This is a genomic window from Amylibacter marinus, from assembly GCF_030160015.1.
Taxonomy (GTDB): Bacteria; Pseudomonadota; Alphaproteobacteria; order Rhodobacterales; family Rhodobacteraceae; genus Amylibacter; species Amylibacter marinus.
Window position 1 is genome coordinate 79,886 of the sequence record NZ_BSNN01000002.1, and the last position, 14,601, is coordinate 94,486.

Sequence of the window (14,601 nt, forward strand, 5' to 3'; positions counted from 1 at the left end):
CTGAGGAGACCTAACTGTTACGCGGTATTTTCAAGCTTTAGAACTGGTACCGCAGGGCCTAGATATTCAGACAGCGCTTTCATTAGGCGTGCTTTGTTGATCGGCTTGCTCAGATAGCTATCCATCCCCGCCTCAAGGCAACGTTCTCTATCACCCTTCATAGCGTTGGCCGTCAGCGCAATAATAGGGGTGGGAAGCAGGTCATTCTCTTTTTCAATGCGACGAATTTCGCGCGTGGCCTCTAGCCCATCCATTTTAGGCATCGACATATCCATGAAAATAATATCGGGAGCGACCTCAAGGAAATTGTCTCGGCCCTCTAGCCCATTATTTGCGATGGCAATTGAGCATTTGGTGACCTTTAGCATGGTTTTCAGGACCAACTGATTGGTTTTATTGTCCTCTACGATCATGACCGTAGTATTTGAAAGATCTTTAGTCTCAATTTTCTTAGGTGTCGCCGTTGCATTTTGGCCTTGTGTGGTTGTCGTGGCGCTCATTGCACTGGCAAGAACTTGTTTTAGTGCGGTTGAGGAGACGGGTTTCAACAAGATATCTGCGAAATTTATGCCGGTGTGCTTCTTGAGATTAACAGCATCATCGACAGAGGATAGAATAACCAGAGGTAGGGCTGAAAAATGATTTTCTTCTCTAATCCGTCGGGCAAGTTCCAATCCATCCATGTTTGGCATTTGATAGTCTTGGATCACCATATCAAAGGGTTTTCCTGAAAGCTGGGCTTCTTTTAACATCGCCAGTGCTTCGGCTCCGCTGGCCGCAACTTGCTGGTCAATGTCCCAGCTACGCAGGCGTTCGGTAAGGATTGTGCGATTGACCTCAAGATCATCCACAATCAACACGCGCTTGTTTATGATATGATCCATATTTTCGCTGGGGGCTTCTACAATCTCGTTGTTCGCAGGTAAGGTAAGGCTTATCGTAAAGGTCGAGCCTTGATCCAATACGGATGTGACGTCGATCTTACCACCCATCATGCGGATCAAACGCGAAGAGATGGCAAGCCCAAGGCCTGTCCCCTCAAATTTGCGATTGGTTGCCCCGTCCGCCTGTTCGAACTCATTAAAAATACCTGCGATTTTTTCGGCAGGAATCCCAACGCCAGAATCTTTGACCGATATTTCAAGAGCGGTCCCATCCGCACCGTTTTGTCCCGTAACGTCAACTTCGATATTCCCTTGAAGTGTGAATTTCACCGCATTACCGACTATATTTGTGATGATCTGACGCAAGCGATCTTGATCCCCAAGGAAGCCAATAGGCAACTTTGGATCGTAGCGTAGGGAAATTTCAACATTGTTTTTTGCGCTATTGCTTGAGGCGAGTGTTAAAATTTCTTCGAGGCATCTCTGTAGATTGAAGGGCTTGGTATCCAATTCTAGTTTGCCTGCTTCAATTTTGGAAAAATCCAAAATGTCGTTGATGATCGTTAGCAAGTTTTGGCCCGAGTTAGCGATGGTTTTGGCATAGAGGTGCTGAGATGAGGATAGATCTGTTTCTAAGATCAGCTCGGCCATGCCAATGACCCCATTCATAGGGGTGCGAATTTCGTGGCTCATATTTGCAAGAAACTCGGACTTTGCACGACTTGCACCTTTGGCCTCTTCTATGGCGCGGTTAAGCGCGACCTCTCGCTCATCCCGCTCGCCTAAAACCATTTCCAGCATATTTACCGACCCATCTAGGGCGTTGAACTCCTCGGCTGCGATTTTTGGTAAGGATTGCGAAGGAGACGCGTCCCTAAGAATTGTCGCCTGCATATTTTTATGAATGATCGACAGAGGGTTTGTTGCCAGTCGATTGATTAAAAACAGAAAAAGAACCGCCATCGCGCCGACGGTTGTGATGGTCACAAGCATGCCTTGCCTAACGGCATCTTGCACCTGTTGAATACCTTCTCTGGTTGACCACAGAACCTCCATAGATCCAAAAACCTCGCCATCATACAAGATATCTGGGTTAAAAGTTTTAACCAATTCATCATGTGACGTATCGTTTGCCGGAAACCGTGTGATCTCTTGGCGATCCTCGTCATAGACCACTATTTGCAACAGCTTGGGAGCACGGGTAACCGCCTCTTCTAGGGCTGTATCAATAAGAGGGATATCTTCGACAATTATTGCCTCTAGCATCAATCCTGAAAGCAAGGAAACCGTTAAATCGGCCTGTTCTTGCAATGTGCTTTGCAGGCGCGTTGTTTCAAATTTGCGTACCAAGTTTTCAGAAATATAGGCCACAACTACCGCGACGGCGATCATGGACAGAGTGATTTGTTTCCAGAGGCTGATTTTTTTCACGGGGCTGAATCCTAGTTAAATGTTGCACTCTTTGCGATGGCGCTTCGAATGTCGTCATAATCCGCATCAGAACCTTCGATGAAGCCAGATTTGGAAACGGTTTTCAGAACGTCCTTGTCTGTGGCCGAAAGCATGACAACACGCATAGCTTCGACGATACGTGGGTCCATATCAGAGCGCACGATCCAAGGTTTGGTTACATTATCAAAATCAACCAACTTGCGAATGGGAACGTTTTTATCCTGTAGTTTTTTGAAGGTACTGGATTTTAGCGCACCTGCGTCGTAATCTTTCTTGCCGACAGCTGTACCGACGCGATCATGGCGACCTAAAAAGGCGTGATCGGATAGGTCAGCCTCAAAAATACCGGCCTCGATTAGCTCGCTTTGGGCGAGGTAGCGACCAATAGTGGACAACGGATCTCCAAATGCGAAAGAGCGATCCGCCAGATCCGCAAGGGTTTGGATGTCACTATCCTCATGAACTGCGATAATCCCTTTGAAGGTTTTTTTACCATTCTGGGATTCCATTGCGATGATTTCGATATCTGTATTTCTGTCCTTTGCGGAAACATAAGAGGCGGGACCAAATCGCGAGAAATCAACCGTGCCATTTACCAATTCATCGATACCTTGTTCGTATTTACCCGAGATTTGCATCTTGATCTTAACCGGCTCTTGCAACTGATCGCTGAGCTTTTCGCTTAGATAATCTAGGAATGGCTTGAATTTCTGAACCGTCTGCGTTGGTTTGTCAGCGGTATAGGTGCCAAACGTCAATTGAATCTCGGCCGCGGCCATTTGGCCCATGCATAGAGATGCAACAATGCCAGTACCGGCAATGCGTAAAATATCTCGTGGTGATGGCAGGCTGAAAGTGGGGTGTTTTGTATATTTAAGCATTTTGGTTTCCTCTGGTAGGGTAACAGCGTGCGCTGAAAGACCTGATCGAGGTAGCACTGAAATGCTTAATAACTGGATTAGAGGGGCAGAATCTGCCCGTCTAAATAATGATAATTTTATCTAAACAATCGATGCGATTATTTTAGAATTGATTTACCAGCATAAATTGCGCTGCTACCCAATTGTTCCTCGATACGGATCAATTGGTTGTATTTTGCCAACCGGTCAGAGCGTGCCAACGAGCCGGTTTTGATTTGCCCACAATTGGTGGCCACAGCCAAATCTGCAATGGTTGCATCCTCGGTTTCCCCTGAACGATGCGACATTACACAGCTAAATTTCGCGCGGTGGGCCATATCAACGGCTTCTAATGTTTCAGTCAAGGATCCGATTTGGTTTACCTTTACCAGCATTGAATTGGCGCTACCTTTTTCAATACCAGTGGAAAGGCGCTCGGAATTGGTAACAAACAGATCATCGCCAACCAGCTGACATTTATCGCCGATCTTATCTGTTAGCATCTTCCAGCCATCCCAGTCGTCTTCGTCCATGCCGTCTTCGATTGAGATAATCGGATAGTTGGCAACCAAATTGGCTAGGTAGTCTGCGTTTTCCTCTGAGGACAGCTTCTTGCCCTCGCCTTTGAAGTTGTAAACGCCGTCGGTGTAATACTCGCTGGCGGCGCAATCCAAGGCCAAGAAGACCTCTTCGCCGGGCTTATATCCCGCTTTCTCAATTGACTGCATAATGAAATCCAGCGCATCGGTGGTGGAATTCAGATTTGGCGCAAATCCACCCTCATCGCCAACACCGGTGTTGTGGCCGGCATTTGATAGCTCTTTCTTCAGCGTGTGGAAGATTTCCGCACCAATGCGCACCGCATCGCGGATATCCTTGGCCGCAACAGGCATGATCATGAATTCTTGGATGTCTATGGGGTTGTCAGCATGTTCGCCGCCATTGATGATGTTCATCATCGGCACGGGCAAAACACGCGCAGAGGTGCCGCCGATATAGCGATACAGCGGCTGTGATGTGAAATCAGCCGCCGCCTTGGCCACCGCCAGCGATACACCCAAAATTGCATTGGCCCCAAGGCGTGCCTTGTTTGGTGTGCCATCTAACTCAATCATCGCAGCGTCGATCTCGACTTGTTCTAGCGCATCAGTGCCGACCAGCATTTCGGCGATTTCACCGTTAACGGCCTCTACGGCTTTTTGCACGCCCTTGCCCATATAACGGGATTTGTCACCATCGCGCAATTCCACAGCTTCGTGGGCACCAGTCGATGCACCTGAAGGTACCGCAGCACGTCCCATAGTGCCATCTTCGAGGATAACATCAACCTCGACTGTTGGGTTTCCGCGGCTGTCGAGAATTTCACGGCCGATGACGTCAATAATAATACTCATGAGGAGGATCCTTTGTTTTGCTCGGTTAGCAAACGTCTAACGTGATCTGGTGCAAAGGTGAAGGGCGCCAGAGGGTGATTTCGTGCCGTTACGTCAAAAAAGTATAGTTTTTGGGCGGTTTTGTTGTTAGCGCTAACGGATTGCGTGAAAATCCCGAGAATCGCATCGAAGAAACACGGGTGATTCTTGCGCCGGCTAAGAGCAGGGCGCCTAACGAAACTACCTGAGTTTCGAAAACTCGATTCTGGTGCCAGAGCTGATTTTGCGAAAGGCAACCCCCAGCTTTGACTGCTCTTTGAAAAACACCAAATGCGCAGTGCCTGCACCGCTAAAGGGCTTGTAGCCTCGCGCATAGAGTGTTTCGTTCAGGTTGCGAAGCAAAACAGTGGTGTCAAACTCATGCGGGGAAATCTCGATGCGGCACCCAGAGCGCGGGTTCTTAAAGTTGACATCGATCTTGGCGGGGGTACTACCGGCTGCCCCTACGGGGAATACATCTCGCACATAGGTGCGCTTGCGTTTTGAATACCCATAGGAGATCAGTTGAGTGGTGTTCAACTGGCGTGTTTCAATGGCGCTGATACATTCTTGGGCGATGCTGGTTACGTAATGGGCGAAGAATACATCCTGAGTTTCAACGCTTTCTTGGGCTGTGATTGGCGATGCACCAGCCGCAAACAACGCAACGATCAATGTCTGTTTGAGATAGCCAAGCATCAGAGTTAATCCTTTTTCAAGGGAACACCATAGAGTTCCAATTTATGTCCCCGCAATTCAAACCCGAGTTTTTGCGCGATGCGTTCCTGTAGCTCTTCGATTTCGCGGCTGACAAATTCGATCACGTCGCCGGATTGCATGTCAATCAGATGATCGTGATGTTCGCGATGGGCGTCTTCGTAACGGGAGCGGCCATCGCCAAATTCGTGGCGCTCTAGGATGCCGGTTTCTTCAAATAATTTAACCGTTCGATAAACCGTGGCGATACTGATGCCCTTGTCTATCGCATTGGCACGGCTGTGCAATTCATCAACATCAGGGTGATCAGTAGCACTTTGCAAAACCTGTGCGATGACGCGGCGCTGTTCCGTTAGGCGCAGGCCGGATGCTTCGCAGCGCTCGATGATAGTAGTGCTCATAGCAAATCCGGCTCACGGCCAAGTTTGCGCGCCAATGGGGCGATAGTCAGGCCTTGAATGATGATGGAGAATAAGACCACCACATATGTCGCTGTCAGAATTAGCGGTTTCCATTCGTTGTCAGGCAAGGACAAAGCTAGTGCGACCGAGATGCCGCCCTTGATCCCGCCCCAAGTCATGATCGGGATTACATCCGATGGGAAACTGCGGAATGGTTTTAACAAGAAAATCGGCACGGCAACGGCCGCAAAACGAGCAATCAACGCCAGCACAATCGACAATAGACCTGCAAGTACGGCATTGGCATCAAAGGCGATGGCAAAGACTTCGATCCCGATCAGCAAGAACAGGATTGCGTTCAAGATTTCATCGATCAATTCCCAGAATTTATCCAAATAGTGCCGGGTTTCTTCGGTCATGCCGTATTTCATTCCAACATCGCCAATGAACAACCCCGCGACTACCGCCATAATCGGGCCGGACATATGTAGATAAACCGCCAACTGATACCCGCCAAAGGCGAGGCCAAGTGATAACAGAACCTCTAGTGCATAGTCATCGATACGTTTCATAATTTGAAAGACCAGATAGCCCAGAATTGCACCCAATACCGCACCACCAACGGCCTCTTGGAAGAACAATGTTGCCGCCCCCGCTAATCCGCTACCATGGTGATCGCCGCTGGGGAAGGCAATGCCTACCAAGACCAAAAAAACCACATAGCCAACACCATCGTTGAACAGGCTCTCGCCAGCGATTTTCGTCTCTAGGGATTTGCGCAGGTTTGCCTCGCGCAAAACACCAAGTACCGCCACCGGATCTGTCGGAGAAATCAATGATCCAAACACCAATGCGATCAAAATAGGGACACCCAAGATGAAATGGAAACCAATCCCCACAAAGACTGTGGAAATTGCAACGCCCAGCGTCGCCATCAGCAAAACAACCCATGCCTGTTCGCGCAGGTCGCCCAATTTAACATGCAATGCCCCCGCAAAGAGCAACAGCCCCAACATACCTTCGAGTAGCGCATCAGAAAACTCTATTTCTTTAACAACTGCACTGATCTGCGCCTCCATACCAAGGGCCGGTAGAAACCAATCCATCGCCATAACAGCAACAGAAGCCAGCAAGGCCACGACCAATATGCCGATCGAGGAGGGCAGTTTGAAAAACAGGTAATTTACGGTGCCAAAGGCCCCCGCAAGAACAATAAGAAGAGAGGCAATCTGAAGAATTGTCATGGTCTTGGCCTTTTAAGTTGGCCTCTTTTAGCAGGAGCACCCCAAGCGGGTAAAGAAAGATATGTGCGCGCAGTGGTCGATGGTCACAAAAAAACGCCCGACCATTGCTGATCGGGCGTTCAAAGAGCAAATGAATGACCTATTCGTCAAAGCCTGCTTTTTCGACCAATTTCAGCGAGGTCGGGCGCAATTTTGCAATATCACTTAGGGCAAGTGTATCTGGCGTTAGCGTGCCCCAGCTGGCGACCAATTCAGAGGCGGTTGAGCCTGGGATTAGCGGGTACTCACCATTTTGCTCTGCATAGATTTCTTGGGCGGTTTCAGAAGACAACCACTCCATCAACTTGATCGCGGCTTCCTTGTTTGGTGCGGCCTTGGTTAGCGCCATACCAGATAGGTTCACATGGGTTCCGCCGTTTTCAAATTTTGGGAAGATAATGCGCACAGAATCGGCCCATTCTTTTTGTTCCTCATCTGAAAGCATCTTCTTCATGTAATAGGTGTTGCCGATCGAAATATCGCATTCACCAGCCCAAATCGCCTTAACCTGCGCGCGGTCATTGCCCTGCGGTTTGCGTGCTAGATTTTCCTTAACGCCGCCAACCCATTCTTGGGCGTAATCTTCGCTGTGATGTGCGATAACGGCCGAGATCAGCGCCAGGTTATAGGCATTGGTGCCAGAGCGGGTGCAAATGCGGCCCTTCCATTTGGCATCTGCCAAATCTTCATAGGTGGTAACCTCGCCATCGGCTACTCGATCCTTAGAGGCATAGATAACGCGCGCACGAGATGTTAGCCCAAACCAATTTTTCCCCACATCGCGAAATTCTGCCGGGATATTTTCGCTTAGTACATCAGAGTTCACCGTCTGTGTAACACCTGCTTCAACCACAGAGTTTAAGCGCGAAATATCAACAGTCATGACCAAATCCGCGGGAGAGCGATCACCCTCAGCAACCAATTTCTCGACCAAGCCTTTCTTTAAAAACTTGACGTTGATTTGAACGCCCGTTTCGGCGGTATAGGCATCGAACAATGGGGCGATCAATTCAGGTTGGCGATACGAATATACATTCACTTCGTCTGCGGTAACAGGCAGGGCAATGGCAAGTGCCAGTGTGGTTAAGGTGGATTTTAGCATGGTAGTCCTCATTTATGTTTCACGTCTTTGTAGCGCATAGAATAGGTGCGTCAATACCTGAGTGTTTTTATCGGAGATTATTTTTCAAAAAATCATAGCGCCCTTTGCGGGGTAACCCAAACGGTTAAGCCCTCTCCAAGTTTTACGGAAAATGCGATGGGTATATCGTGCTTAATCTGGGGTTGGCTTTAGAGCGTCCTTGGCCTTATCCCACAGAGCATCCAATTCAGTTAGTGACGCAGACGAGGGGTCGCGGTGTTGTTTGTGCAGTTCATCCTCGATATATTCAAAGCGCGCAGTAAATTTGGTGTTGGCGGCGCGCAACGCTTCTTCTGGATCTATGTCTAGGTGACGGGCCAGATTGGCCATCACAAACATCAAATCCCCAAACTCTTCTTTTTGGGCTGCCGGGGACAGCGAATCGCGCGCCTCTATCAGCTCGATAGATTCCTCTTGGATTTTATCCAAAACCTCTAGCGTGCTGGGCCAATCAAATCCCACGCGTGCCGCCCGTTTTTGTAATTTGGTCGCGCGTGTTAGCGCTGGCAGATTGATTGCAACGCCATCAAGGGTGCGTGATTGTTGTTTGCCCTTGCTTTTGCGCTCTGCGGCCTTGATTTTCTCCCAGTCGATGGTTTGCTGTGCGGCGGATTTATCACGGCTGTCATCGCCAAAAACATGTGGGTGACGATGCACCATCTTGTCGGCGATTTTCTGAGCAATAGAGTGAAAATCAAACAGACCTTGTTCGCGCCCCATTTGGGCATAATAAATTACCTGTAATAACAGATCGCCCAGCTCGCCCTCTAATTCGGCCATATCGCCCTGCGCAATTGCATCGGCCACCTCATAGGCCTCTTCGATGGTATAGGGCGCGATTGAGTGGAAATCCTGTTCGATATCCCATGGGCATCCCGTTTGTGGATCGCGCAGGCGCGCCATGATTTCAAGTAGACGATTCAGCCCGCCGCTGGGATTGAGACAGATTTCTTGGCTGATGGAATAATCTTTTGTCATTTCGCTACTTTTCTGGATATGGTTTTTCTTACTATGACCTATGCCCCAAGGAGGATGCAACATGCCCGTCAACAATCGCATTGCTGATTATTTCGCGGAAATGAAATCATGGCGCCAGCATTTGCATGCAAACCCAGAGGTGGGGTTTGACTGTGATGATACCGCGGGGTTTGTGGTCGAGCGTCTGGGCGAATTTGGTGTGGATCAAATAGAAACGGGCTGGGCAAAGACAGGCGTGGTTGCGGTGATCAATGGCCAAGGCGCCGGGCAAACGATCGGGTTGCGTGCAGATATGGATGCCCTGCCGATGATCGAGGAAACGGGGCTGGCGTATGCCTCTGGGCGCGCGGGGGCCATGCATGCCTGTGGCCATGATGGGCATACAACGATGCTGTTGGGGGCGGCCAAATATCTGGCCGAGACCCGAAAATTTTCGGGGCGTGTGGTATTGATATTTCAGCCCGCCGAGGAAGCGGGCGGCGGCGCCGGCGTGATGATGCAGGAAGGCTTGCTTGAAAAATTTGACATTTCTCAGGTCTATGCCATGCACAATCTGCCGGGTCTAGAGGTCGGGCGCTTCGAGACCGTGCGCGGGCCGATACTGGCTTCGGTGGATGATTTTGAAATCGATATCACTGGTCAAGGCGGACATGCGGCGCATCCAGATCAAACCATCGATCCGGTGGTGGTTGCTGTCAATATTGTCCAAGCGCTGCAAAGCATCGTTAGCCGCAATGTAGACCCGATGAAAGCAGGGGTGCTATCCGTAACCCAAATTAATGTGGGCAGTGCGAACAATGTGATCGCCCAAACAGGCAAGATTGTCGGCACCATTCGGGCGTTTGAACCAGAGGTGCGGGAAATGATGTGCGCGCGCCTGCAAGAGATTGTCGCGCATACCGCCCATGCCTATCAGGCACAGGCAAGGGTGCAGTTCTTGGATGGCTACCCGCCAACCATCAATGACCACAGCGCAGTTGATTTTGCGGCAGAGGTCGCCGGTCAGGTAGTGGGGCAGGGCAATGTGTTTGAAGACACCATTCCCAGCATGGGGGCCGAGGATTTTGCGTTTATGTTGGAACGCTGCAAGGGCGCTTATCTCTATATCGGCAATGGTGATAGCGCAGATCTACACAACCCAAAATTTGATTTTAACGATGATATATCTCCAATCGGCGCCAGCTATTTTGCGCAATTGGTCGAAACTGCCCAGCCGATTAAGCGTTGAACACGCGCTCTAGGGCCTGCTCTAGGTCATGGATCAGATCATCGGCGTCCTCGATGCCGATCGATAGGCGTAGCAGGTTTGGATCAACAGGAAAGCCATCGCCAGATACGGTGGCGCGGTGCTCAATCAAACTCTCTACTCCACCCAGCGAGGTGGCCGGATAAAACACCGTGCAATAGCGCGCTACATCAATGGCGTCTTGTGCGGTGCCTTGGGTGATCACCGACAACATTCCCCCATACATCCCCCCCGTTTGGCGGGTTTGCAGGGTGTGATCCGGATGGCTTGGCAACCCGGGGAAAAGCACCTGTTTTAAATGGCGGTGGTTCTCAAAATGATGGGCGATCCGCAGTGCGTTTTCTGTCGCCTTCTCGACACGCAAATATAGGGTTCGCATGCCGCGGATCAGCAGAAATGCATCAAAGGAGGTGAGAACAGTGCCCTGAAGTTTACGATAAAGGGCAATTTCTTCCCAACCTACATCGGGGGTGCGCACCGATAGAACCCCTGCGGTGATATCCGAATGCCCGTTTAGATATTTTGTTGCGGAATGCATTGATATATCGGCCCCCAAATCCAGCGCCTTGGTGGCGCAGGGGGGGGTGCCCGTGCAATCGGCTACCAATTTTGCACCCCAAGCATGAGCGATTTCACTGGCGGCGGCGATATCTGTTACCGCCCAATCGGGGTTATTTGGTGTTTCGGCCCAGACCAGCACCGTATCAGCGCGCATGGCGGCGCGCATCTGATCCAAATCACCCGCCTCGTAATAAGAAACGACAAGACGCCCGCGGCTCTGCGCGGACTGAAACAGCGCTAGAACCCCGTGATACATTGCCCGTGGCACAACCACATGGGCACCTGTGGGCAAGGGGTCGATTACTGCGGCGGCGGCAGAGAGGCCAGAGGCGAACAACAGCGACTGTTCGGCATTTTCCAGCTCGGCAATAAGGGCCTCTGCGTGGGCCGTGGTTTCATTGCCATCGCGGCGATACCAATAGGGTTTGCGCACATCGTAGTTTTCATCCCGCGCATAGGTTGACGAGGTTTGGATAGGGGGGACAAGGGCACCCGTTTCAGGATCCATAAAGCGCAGGGCCTGTGCAATGCGGGTTTGTGGGCTAAGCTTGCGATTGGTTTTTCTCATGACGCGCCTCGGAATTCAGGTGGCATCACTGTTCAAAAAATCCAGGGCGCCGTCCAGTATAATCGAAGGAGAGCGCCATGAAATACTATTTGCCGCGGTAGGGTTCCACGTATTGTAGCGCCATATCCCACGGGAAGAAAATCCAAGTATCTTGGCTGACTTCGGTTATGAAGGTGTCGACCATCGGGTGGCCTACTGGTTTTGCATAGACGGTAGCGAAGTGGGCCTTGGGGTACATGCTGCGCACGATCTCTAGGGTTTTGCCGCTGTCTACCAGATCATCAATGATCAAAACGCCCTCGCCATCGCCCATCAATTCGCGATCCGGGTGTTTTAAAACCTGAGCTTCTGATTGGGACTGATGGTCGTAGGATTTTACTGCGACCGTATCAACAACACGAATATCTAGCTCGCGCGCCACAATCATAGCTGGCGCCATACCACCACGTGTGATGCCAACCACGGCCCTCCATTCACCATTATTCGGGCCCTTACCATCCAAACGCCACGCAAGCGCGCGCGAATCGCGGTGCAACTGATCCCAACTAACATGAAAGCCTTTCTCATGGGGAAGACGTTCGCTCATGACCTTATTCCTTACGTCCGGTGACCACGTCGATATCTGGCGCATCTTCGGCCTTCATGCCAACAACATGATAACCCGCGTCGACATGTAGGTTTTCGCCAGTAACACCCGACGATAGATCAGATAGCAAATACATGGCTGATTTGCCCACATCTGTGGTGTCAACATTGCGGCGTAGGGGGGAATTCAACTCGTTCCATTTTAGGATATAGCGGAAATCACCAATACCAGAGGCCGCCAATGTTTTGATCGGCCCAGCAGACAGAGCGTTTACGCGAATGTTCTTGGGGCCCAAATCCATGGCCATATATTTCACAGATGCTTCAAGTCCGGCCTTGGCCACACCCATCACATTGTAGTGCGGCATCACCATCTCTGCGCCATAGTAAGTAAGGGTTAGCATCGATCCGCCGTCAGTCATTAGCTTTTCGGCGCGCTGGGCAATGGCGGTAAAGGAATAAACCGAGATATCCATAGTCATACGGAAGTTTTCGGCAGAGGTGTCTACATAGCGGCCACGCAATTCATTTTTGTCAGAAAACCCGATCGCATGGACCACGAAATCCAATTTGCCCCATTTGGCCTCTAGGTCGGCAAAGAGTTTATCCATAGAGGCTGTATCGGTTACATCGCATTCTAGTACAGTGTCACAGCCGATAGACTCCGCCAGCGGCGCCACGCGTTTCTTTAGCGCATCCCCTTGATAGGAAAATGCCAGCTCGGCCCCTTGCTCGTGACAGGCCTGTGCAATTCCCCAAGCAATAGATTGCTTGTTGGCGACGCCCATGATCAAGCCGCGTTTTCCGTTCATTATACCCATAAGTGTATTCCCTGCGTTAACTTTCCGTTATGAATAGAGTATGCACTGGGTAGCTTCAAGAAAAAGGCACGCTATCGGTAGAAGTTTCCTCCGCGCTTGCTATAATTTGGATGGAATAGAGTGAAAAAGGCTTCCTATGACAGATAGATCAGGTATTTTTGCCGGGGATGATCCGATCAAATCGGTTCAGCTATGGCTATCAGATGCAGAAAAAACCGAAATAAATGATCCAAACGCTATGGCATTGGCAACGGTTGACGCCCATGGGCTGCCCAATACACGTATGGTTCTGTTGAAAGAGATCACGCAGGACGCCTTTGTGTTCTATACCAATTATAAATCGATTAAGGGCGAAGAGCTGGACCACAACAGCAAGGCGGCCTTTGTCCTGCATTGGAAATCTCTGCGCCGTCAGGTGCGGGTGCGCGGAGTTGTATCTAAGGCCGAGGGGCTACGGGCCGATGCCTATTTCGATTCTCGCTCCCCCCAAAGCCGCGTTGGTGCAATTGCATCGCGCCAATCACAGGTGATCGAAAACCGCGCAGTGCTAGAGGGCTGGGTCGCTGCTGCGCGTGCAGAGCAGGGTGAAACCCCAAAACGCCCTGCCTATTGGGGGGGGTATCGCATTAAACCACTGGAGATAGAATTTTGGGCCGACGGAGAATCGCGCCTGCACGATCGTTTTCGCTGGCGGCGCGAAACCTTAGATGCGGGGTGGGTTGTGAATAGGATCAGCCCATGAAACAGGTGATACTGTCCCGCGCCAAAGCCCTTGTGGTGCTGGCCTGTGTTCTGCCCGCTCAGGCGCTGGCTGAGAGCTGTGATAGCAAGCGCGTCGATCTGCGCTGGCCTGGCGGGCAATCTCGCTTTGCAGTCGAGATTGCAGATACGGATCGCCTGCGCATGATTGGGTTACAACACCGAGAGCGCCTTGGGCGGTTCGAGGGGATGCTGTTTGTTTACCCCTCCGAGCGGCCAGTGGCATTTTGGATGAAAAATACGCTGATTCCGTTAGATCTGCTGTTTTTCGATGGGCAGGGAATTTTGCAGAAAATCCACCGCAATGCGATTCCATTAGATTTGACCAGCCTACCAGGTGGGCGCAATATTCAATATGTTTTGGAAATAAATGCCGGAATGAGCGATAAGGTTGGCGTTAAACTGGGTGCAGAAATCCGCCACCCTGCGGTTTCAAACGATTTGGCGGCCTGGCCTTGTGGAAAAGTGGAAAATTAATTCGAGAAAGAGAAATTAGGTCTTTTCATTGGTGAAGGTTCTTTGTAAACCGCGCATCAGTCGGGGCGTGGCGCAGTCTGGTAGCGCACCTGTTTTGGGTACAGGGGGTCGTTGGTTCGAATCCAGCCGTCCCGACCATTTCGAAATTTTCGAAAATTAGATCGCCTTCGGGCGATTTTTTTTTGCCATTATTCTTACACTGGCCCAGAGTTTGTACTGGAACGAAAAAAGCCTCCTGTGGATAAAAAAATCGCTTCGTCTTGTATCTGTGCCGATTTACTTAACTTTTTCGTGACTGAGCCGATTCTCCGTTTTCCACATGTTGTGGGTAACTGCTCGTCAAACACAAAATGCGGCAAAAATGTGAAAAATTTCGTTGACCGATTCTTCGTTTTGGTACACCTTGTGGCATGTATC

The 14,601-nt window shown here is 50.4% G+C and carries 14 protein-coding genes and 1 tRNA gene; 4 read left to right on the plus strand and 11 right to left on the minus strand.

What is annotated here, in order from left to right:
• Positions 1-17 precede the first annotated feature (17 nt).
• The 8 genes from QQL62_RS01170 to mazG all read right to left on the minus strand — a co-directional run bounded on the left by QQL62_RS01170 (position 18) and on the right by mazG (position 9,167).
• Complete coding sequence (locus tag QQL62_RS01170) at positions 18-2,315, minus strand: response regulator (protein ID WP_284375360.1); 2,298 nt, start codon at positions 2,313-2,315, stop codon at positions 18-20.
• An 11-nt stretch (positions 2,316-2,326) separates the two neighbouring features.
• Positions 2,327-3,217 carry a phosphate/phosphite/phosphonate ABC transporter substrate-binding protein gene (gene phnD / locus QQL62_RS01175; protein WP_284375363.1) on the minus strand — a complete coding sequence of 297 codons (891 nt, stop codon included), beginning with the start codon at positions 3,215-3,217 and terminating at the stop codon, positions 2,327-2,329.
• A 137-nt stretch (positions 3,218-3,354) separates the two neighbouring features.
• Positions 3,355-4,629, minus strand: a complete 1,275-nt coding sequence (eno, locus tag QQL62_RS01180; protein WP_284375365.1) for a phosphopyruvate hydratase — start codon at positions 4,627-4,629, stop codon at positions 3,355-3,357.
• A gap of 219 nt (positions 4,630-4,848) precedes the next feature.
• Positions 4,849-5,346 carry a hypothetical protein gene (locus QQL62_RS01185; protein WP_284375366.1) on the minus strand — a complete coding sequence of 166 codons (498 nt, stop codon included), beginning with the start codon at positions 5,344-5,346 and terminating at the stop codon, positions 4,849-4,851.
• A 5-nt stretch (positions 5,347-5,351) separates the two neighbouring features.
• A complete protein-coding gene (locus QQL62_RS01190) occupies positions 5,352-5,765 on the minus strand; it encodes a Fur family transcriptional regulator (protein ID WP_284375368.1) in 414 nt (137 codons plus the stop codon).
• Positions 5,762-7,009 (minus strand): cation:proton antiporter, encoded by a 1,248-nt coding sequence (locus tag QQL62_RS01195; RefSeq protein WP_284375370.1) that lies wholly within the window; start codon positions 7,007-7,009, stop codon positions 5,762-5,764. Before QQL62_RS01195 ends, QQL62_RS01190 begins: the two co-directional genes overlap by 4 nt.
• Before the next feature lie 139 nt (positions 7,010-7,148).
• A complete protein-coding gene (locus tag QQL62_RS01200) occupies positions 7,149-8,150 on the minus strand; it encodes a Fe(3+) ABC transporter substrate-binding protein (protein WP_284375373.1) in 1,002 nt (333 codons plus the stop codon).
• Between the two features lie 171 nt (positions 8,151-8,321).
• Positions 8,322-9,167, minus strand: coding sequence for a nucleoside triphosphate pyrophosphohydrolase (gene mazG, locus QQL62_RS01205; RefSeq protein ID WP_284375376.1), 846 nt, complete (start codon positions 9,165-9,167; stop codon positions 8,322-8,324).
• Between the two features lie 61 nt (positions 9,168-9,228).
• Between mazG and QQL62_RS01210 the strand changes: the two genes are divergently transcribed.
• Positions 9,229-10,395: a M20 aminoacylase family protein gene (locus QQL62_RS01210; protein ID WP_284375378.1), complete on the plus strand. Its 1,167-nt coding sequence runs from the start codon at positions 9,229-9,231 to the stop codon at positions 10,393-10,395.
• Here QQL62_RS01210 and QQL62_RS01215 read toward each other — a convergent pair.
• The 3 genes from QQL62_RS01215 to fabI form a co-directional block, all read right to left on the minus strand.
• Positions 10,385-11,542, minus strand: coding sequence for a trans-sulfuration enzyme family protein (locus tag QQL62_RS01215; RefSeq protein WP_284375380.1), 1,158 nt, complete (start codon positions 11,540-11,542; stop codon positions 10,385-10,387). The genes QQL62_RS01210 and QQL62_RS01215 overlap by 11 nt on opposite strands.
• An 85-nt stretch (positions 11,543-11,627) precedes the next feature.
• Complete coding sequence (gene gpt / locus QQL62_RS01220; protein ID WP_284375381.1) at positions 11,628-12,128, minus strand: xanthine phosphoribosyltransferase; 501 nt, start codon at positions 12,126-12,128, stop codon at positions 11,628-11,630.
• Between the two features lie 4 nt (positions 12,129-12,132).
• Complete coding sequence (fabI, locus tag QQL62_RS01225) at positions 12,133-12,948, minus strand: enoyl-ACP reductase FabI (RefSeq protein ID WP_284375384.1); 816 nt, start codon at positions 12,946-12,948, stop codon at positions 12,133-12,135.
• Between the two features lie 136 nt (positions 12,949-13,084).
• Here fabI and pdxH point away from each other — a divergent pair, with 136 nt between their 5' ends.
• The 3 genes from pdxH to QQL62_RS01240 all read left to right on the plus strand — a co-directional run bounded on the left by pdxH (position 13,085) and on the right by QQL62_RS01240 (position 14,322).
• The gene (gene pdxH / locus QQL62_RS01230) at positions 13,085-13,690 is read left to right on the plus strand and encodes a pyridoxamine 5'-phosphate oxidase (RefSeq protein WP_284375386.1); all 606 of its coding nucleotides are present in this window, start codon (positions 13,085-13,087) and stop codon (positions 13,688-13,690) included.
• The gene (locus tag QQL62_RS01235) at positions 13,687-14,184 is read left to right on the plus strand and encodes a DUF192 domain-containing protein (RefSeq protein WP_284375388.1); all 498 of its coding nucleotides are present in this window, start codon (positions 13,687-13,689) and stop codon (positions 14,182-14,184) included. The genes pdxH and QQL62_RS01235 overlap by 4 nt, the downstream gene beginning before the upstream one ends.
• A gap of 61 nt (positions 14,185-14,245) precedes the next feature.
• A tRNA-Pro gene (locus tag QQL62_RS01240) sits at positions 14,246-14,322 on the plus strand.
• The last annotated feature ends 279 nt before the right edge of the window (positions 14,323-14,601 follow it).

Excerpts from the sequence above, each read along its gene's own strand:
- QQL62_RS01235 (WP_284375388.1), top strand. The coding sequence starts at position 13,687 with ATGAAACAGGTGATACTGTCCCGCGCCAAAGCCCTTGTGGTGCTGGCC.
- QQL62_RS01185 (WP_284375366.1), bottom strand. The coding sequence starts at position 5,346 with ATGCTTGGCTATCTCAAACAGACATTGATCGTTGCGTTGTTTGCGGCT.
- mazG (WP_284375376.1), bottom strand. The coding sequence starts at position 9,167 with ATGACAAAAGATTATTCCATCAGCCAAGAAATCTGTCTCAATCCCAGC.
- phnD (WP_284375363.1), bottom strand. The coding sequence starts at position 3,217 with ATGCTTAAATATACAAAACACCCCACTTTCAGCCTGCCATCACCACGA.
- gpt (WP_284375381.1), bottom strand. The coding sequence starts at position 12,128 with ATGAGCGAACGTCTTCCCCATGAGAAAGGCTTTCATGTTAGTTGGGAT.
- QQL62_RS01190 (WP_284375368.1), bottom strand. The coding sequence starts at position 5,765 with ATGAGCACTACTATCATCGAGCGCTGCGAAGCATCCGGCCTGCGCCTA.
- eno (WP_284375365.1), bottom strand. The coding sequence starts at position 4,629 with ATGAGTATTATTATTGACGTCATCGGCCGTGAAATTCTCGACAGCCGC.
- QQL62_RS01215 (WP_284375380.1), bottom strand. The coding sequence starts at position 11,542 with ATGAGAAAAACCAATCGCAAGCTTAGCCCACAAACCCGCATTGCACAG.
- fabI (WP_284375384.1), bottom strand. The coding sequence starts at position 12,948 with ATGGGTATAATGAACGGAAAACGCGGCTTGATCATGGGCGTCGCCAAC.
- QQL62_RS01195 (WP_284375370.1), bottom strand. The coding sequence starts at position 7,009 with ATGACAATTCTTCAGATTGCCTCTCTTCTTATTGTTCTTGCGGGGGCC.
- QQL62_RS01210 (WP_284375378.1), top strand. The coding sequence starts at position 9,229 with ATGCCCGTCAACAATCGCATTGCTGATTATTTCGCGGAAATGAAATCA.
- QQL62_RS01200 (WP_284375373.1), bottom strand. The coding sequence starts at position 8,150 with ATGCTAAAATCCACCTTAACCACACTGGCACTTGCCATTGCCCTGCCT.
- pdxH (WP_284375386.1), top strand. The coding sequence starts at position 13,085 with ATGACAGATAGATCAGGTATTTTTGCCGGGGATGATCCGATCAAATCG.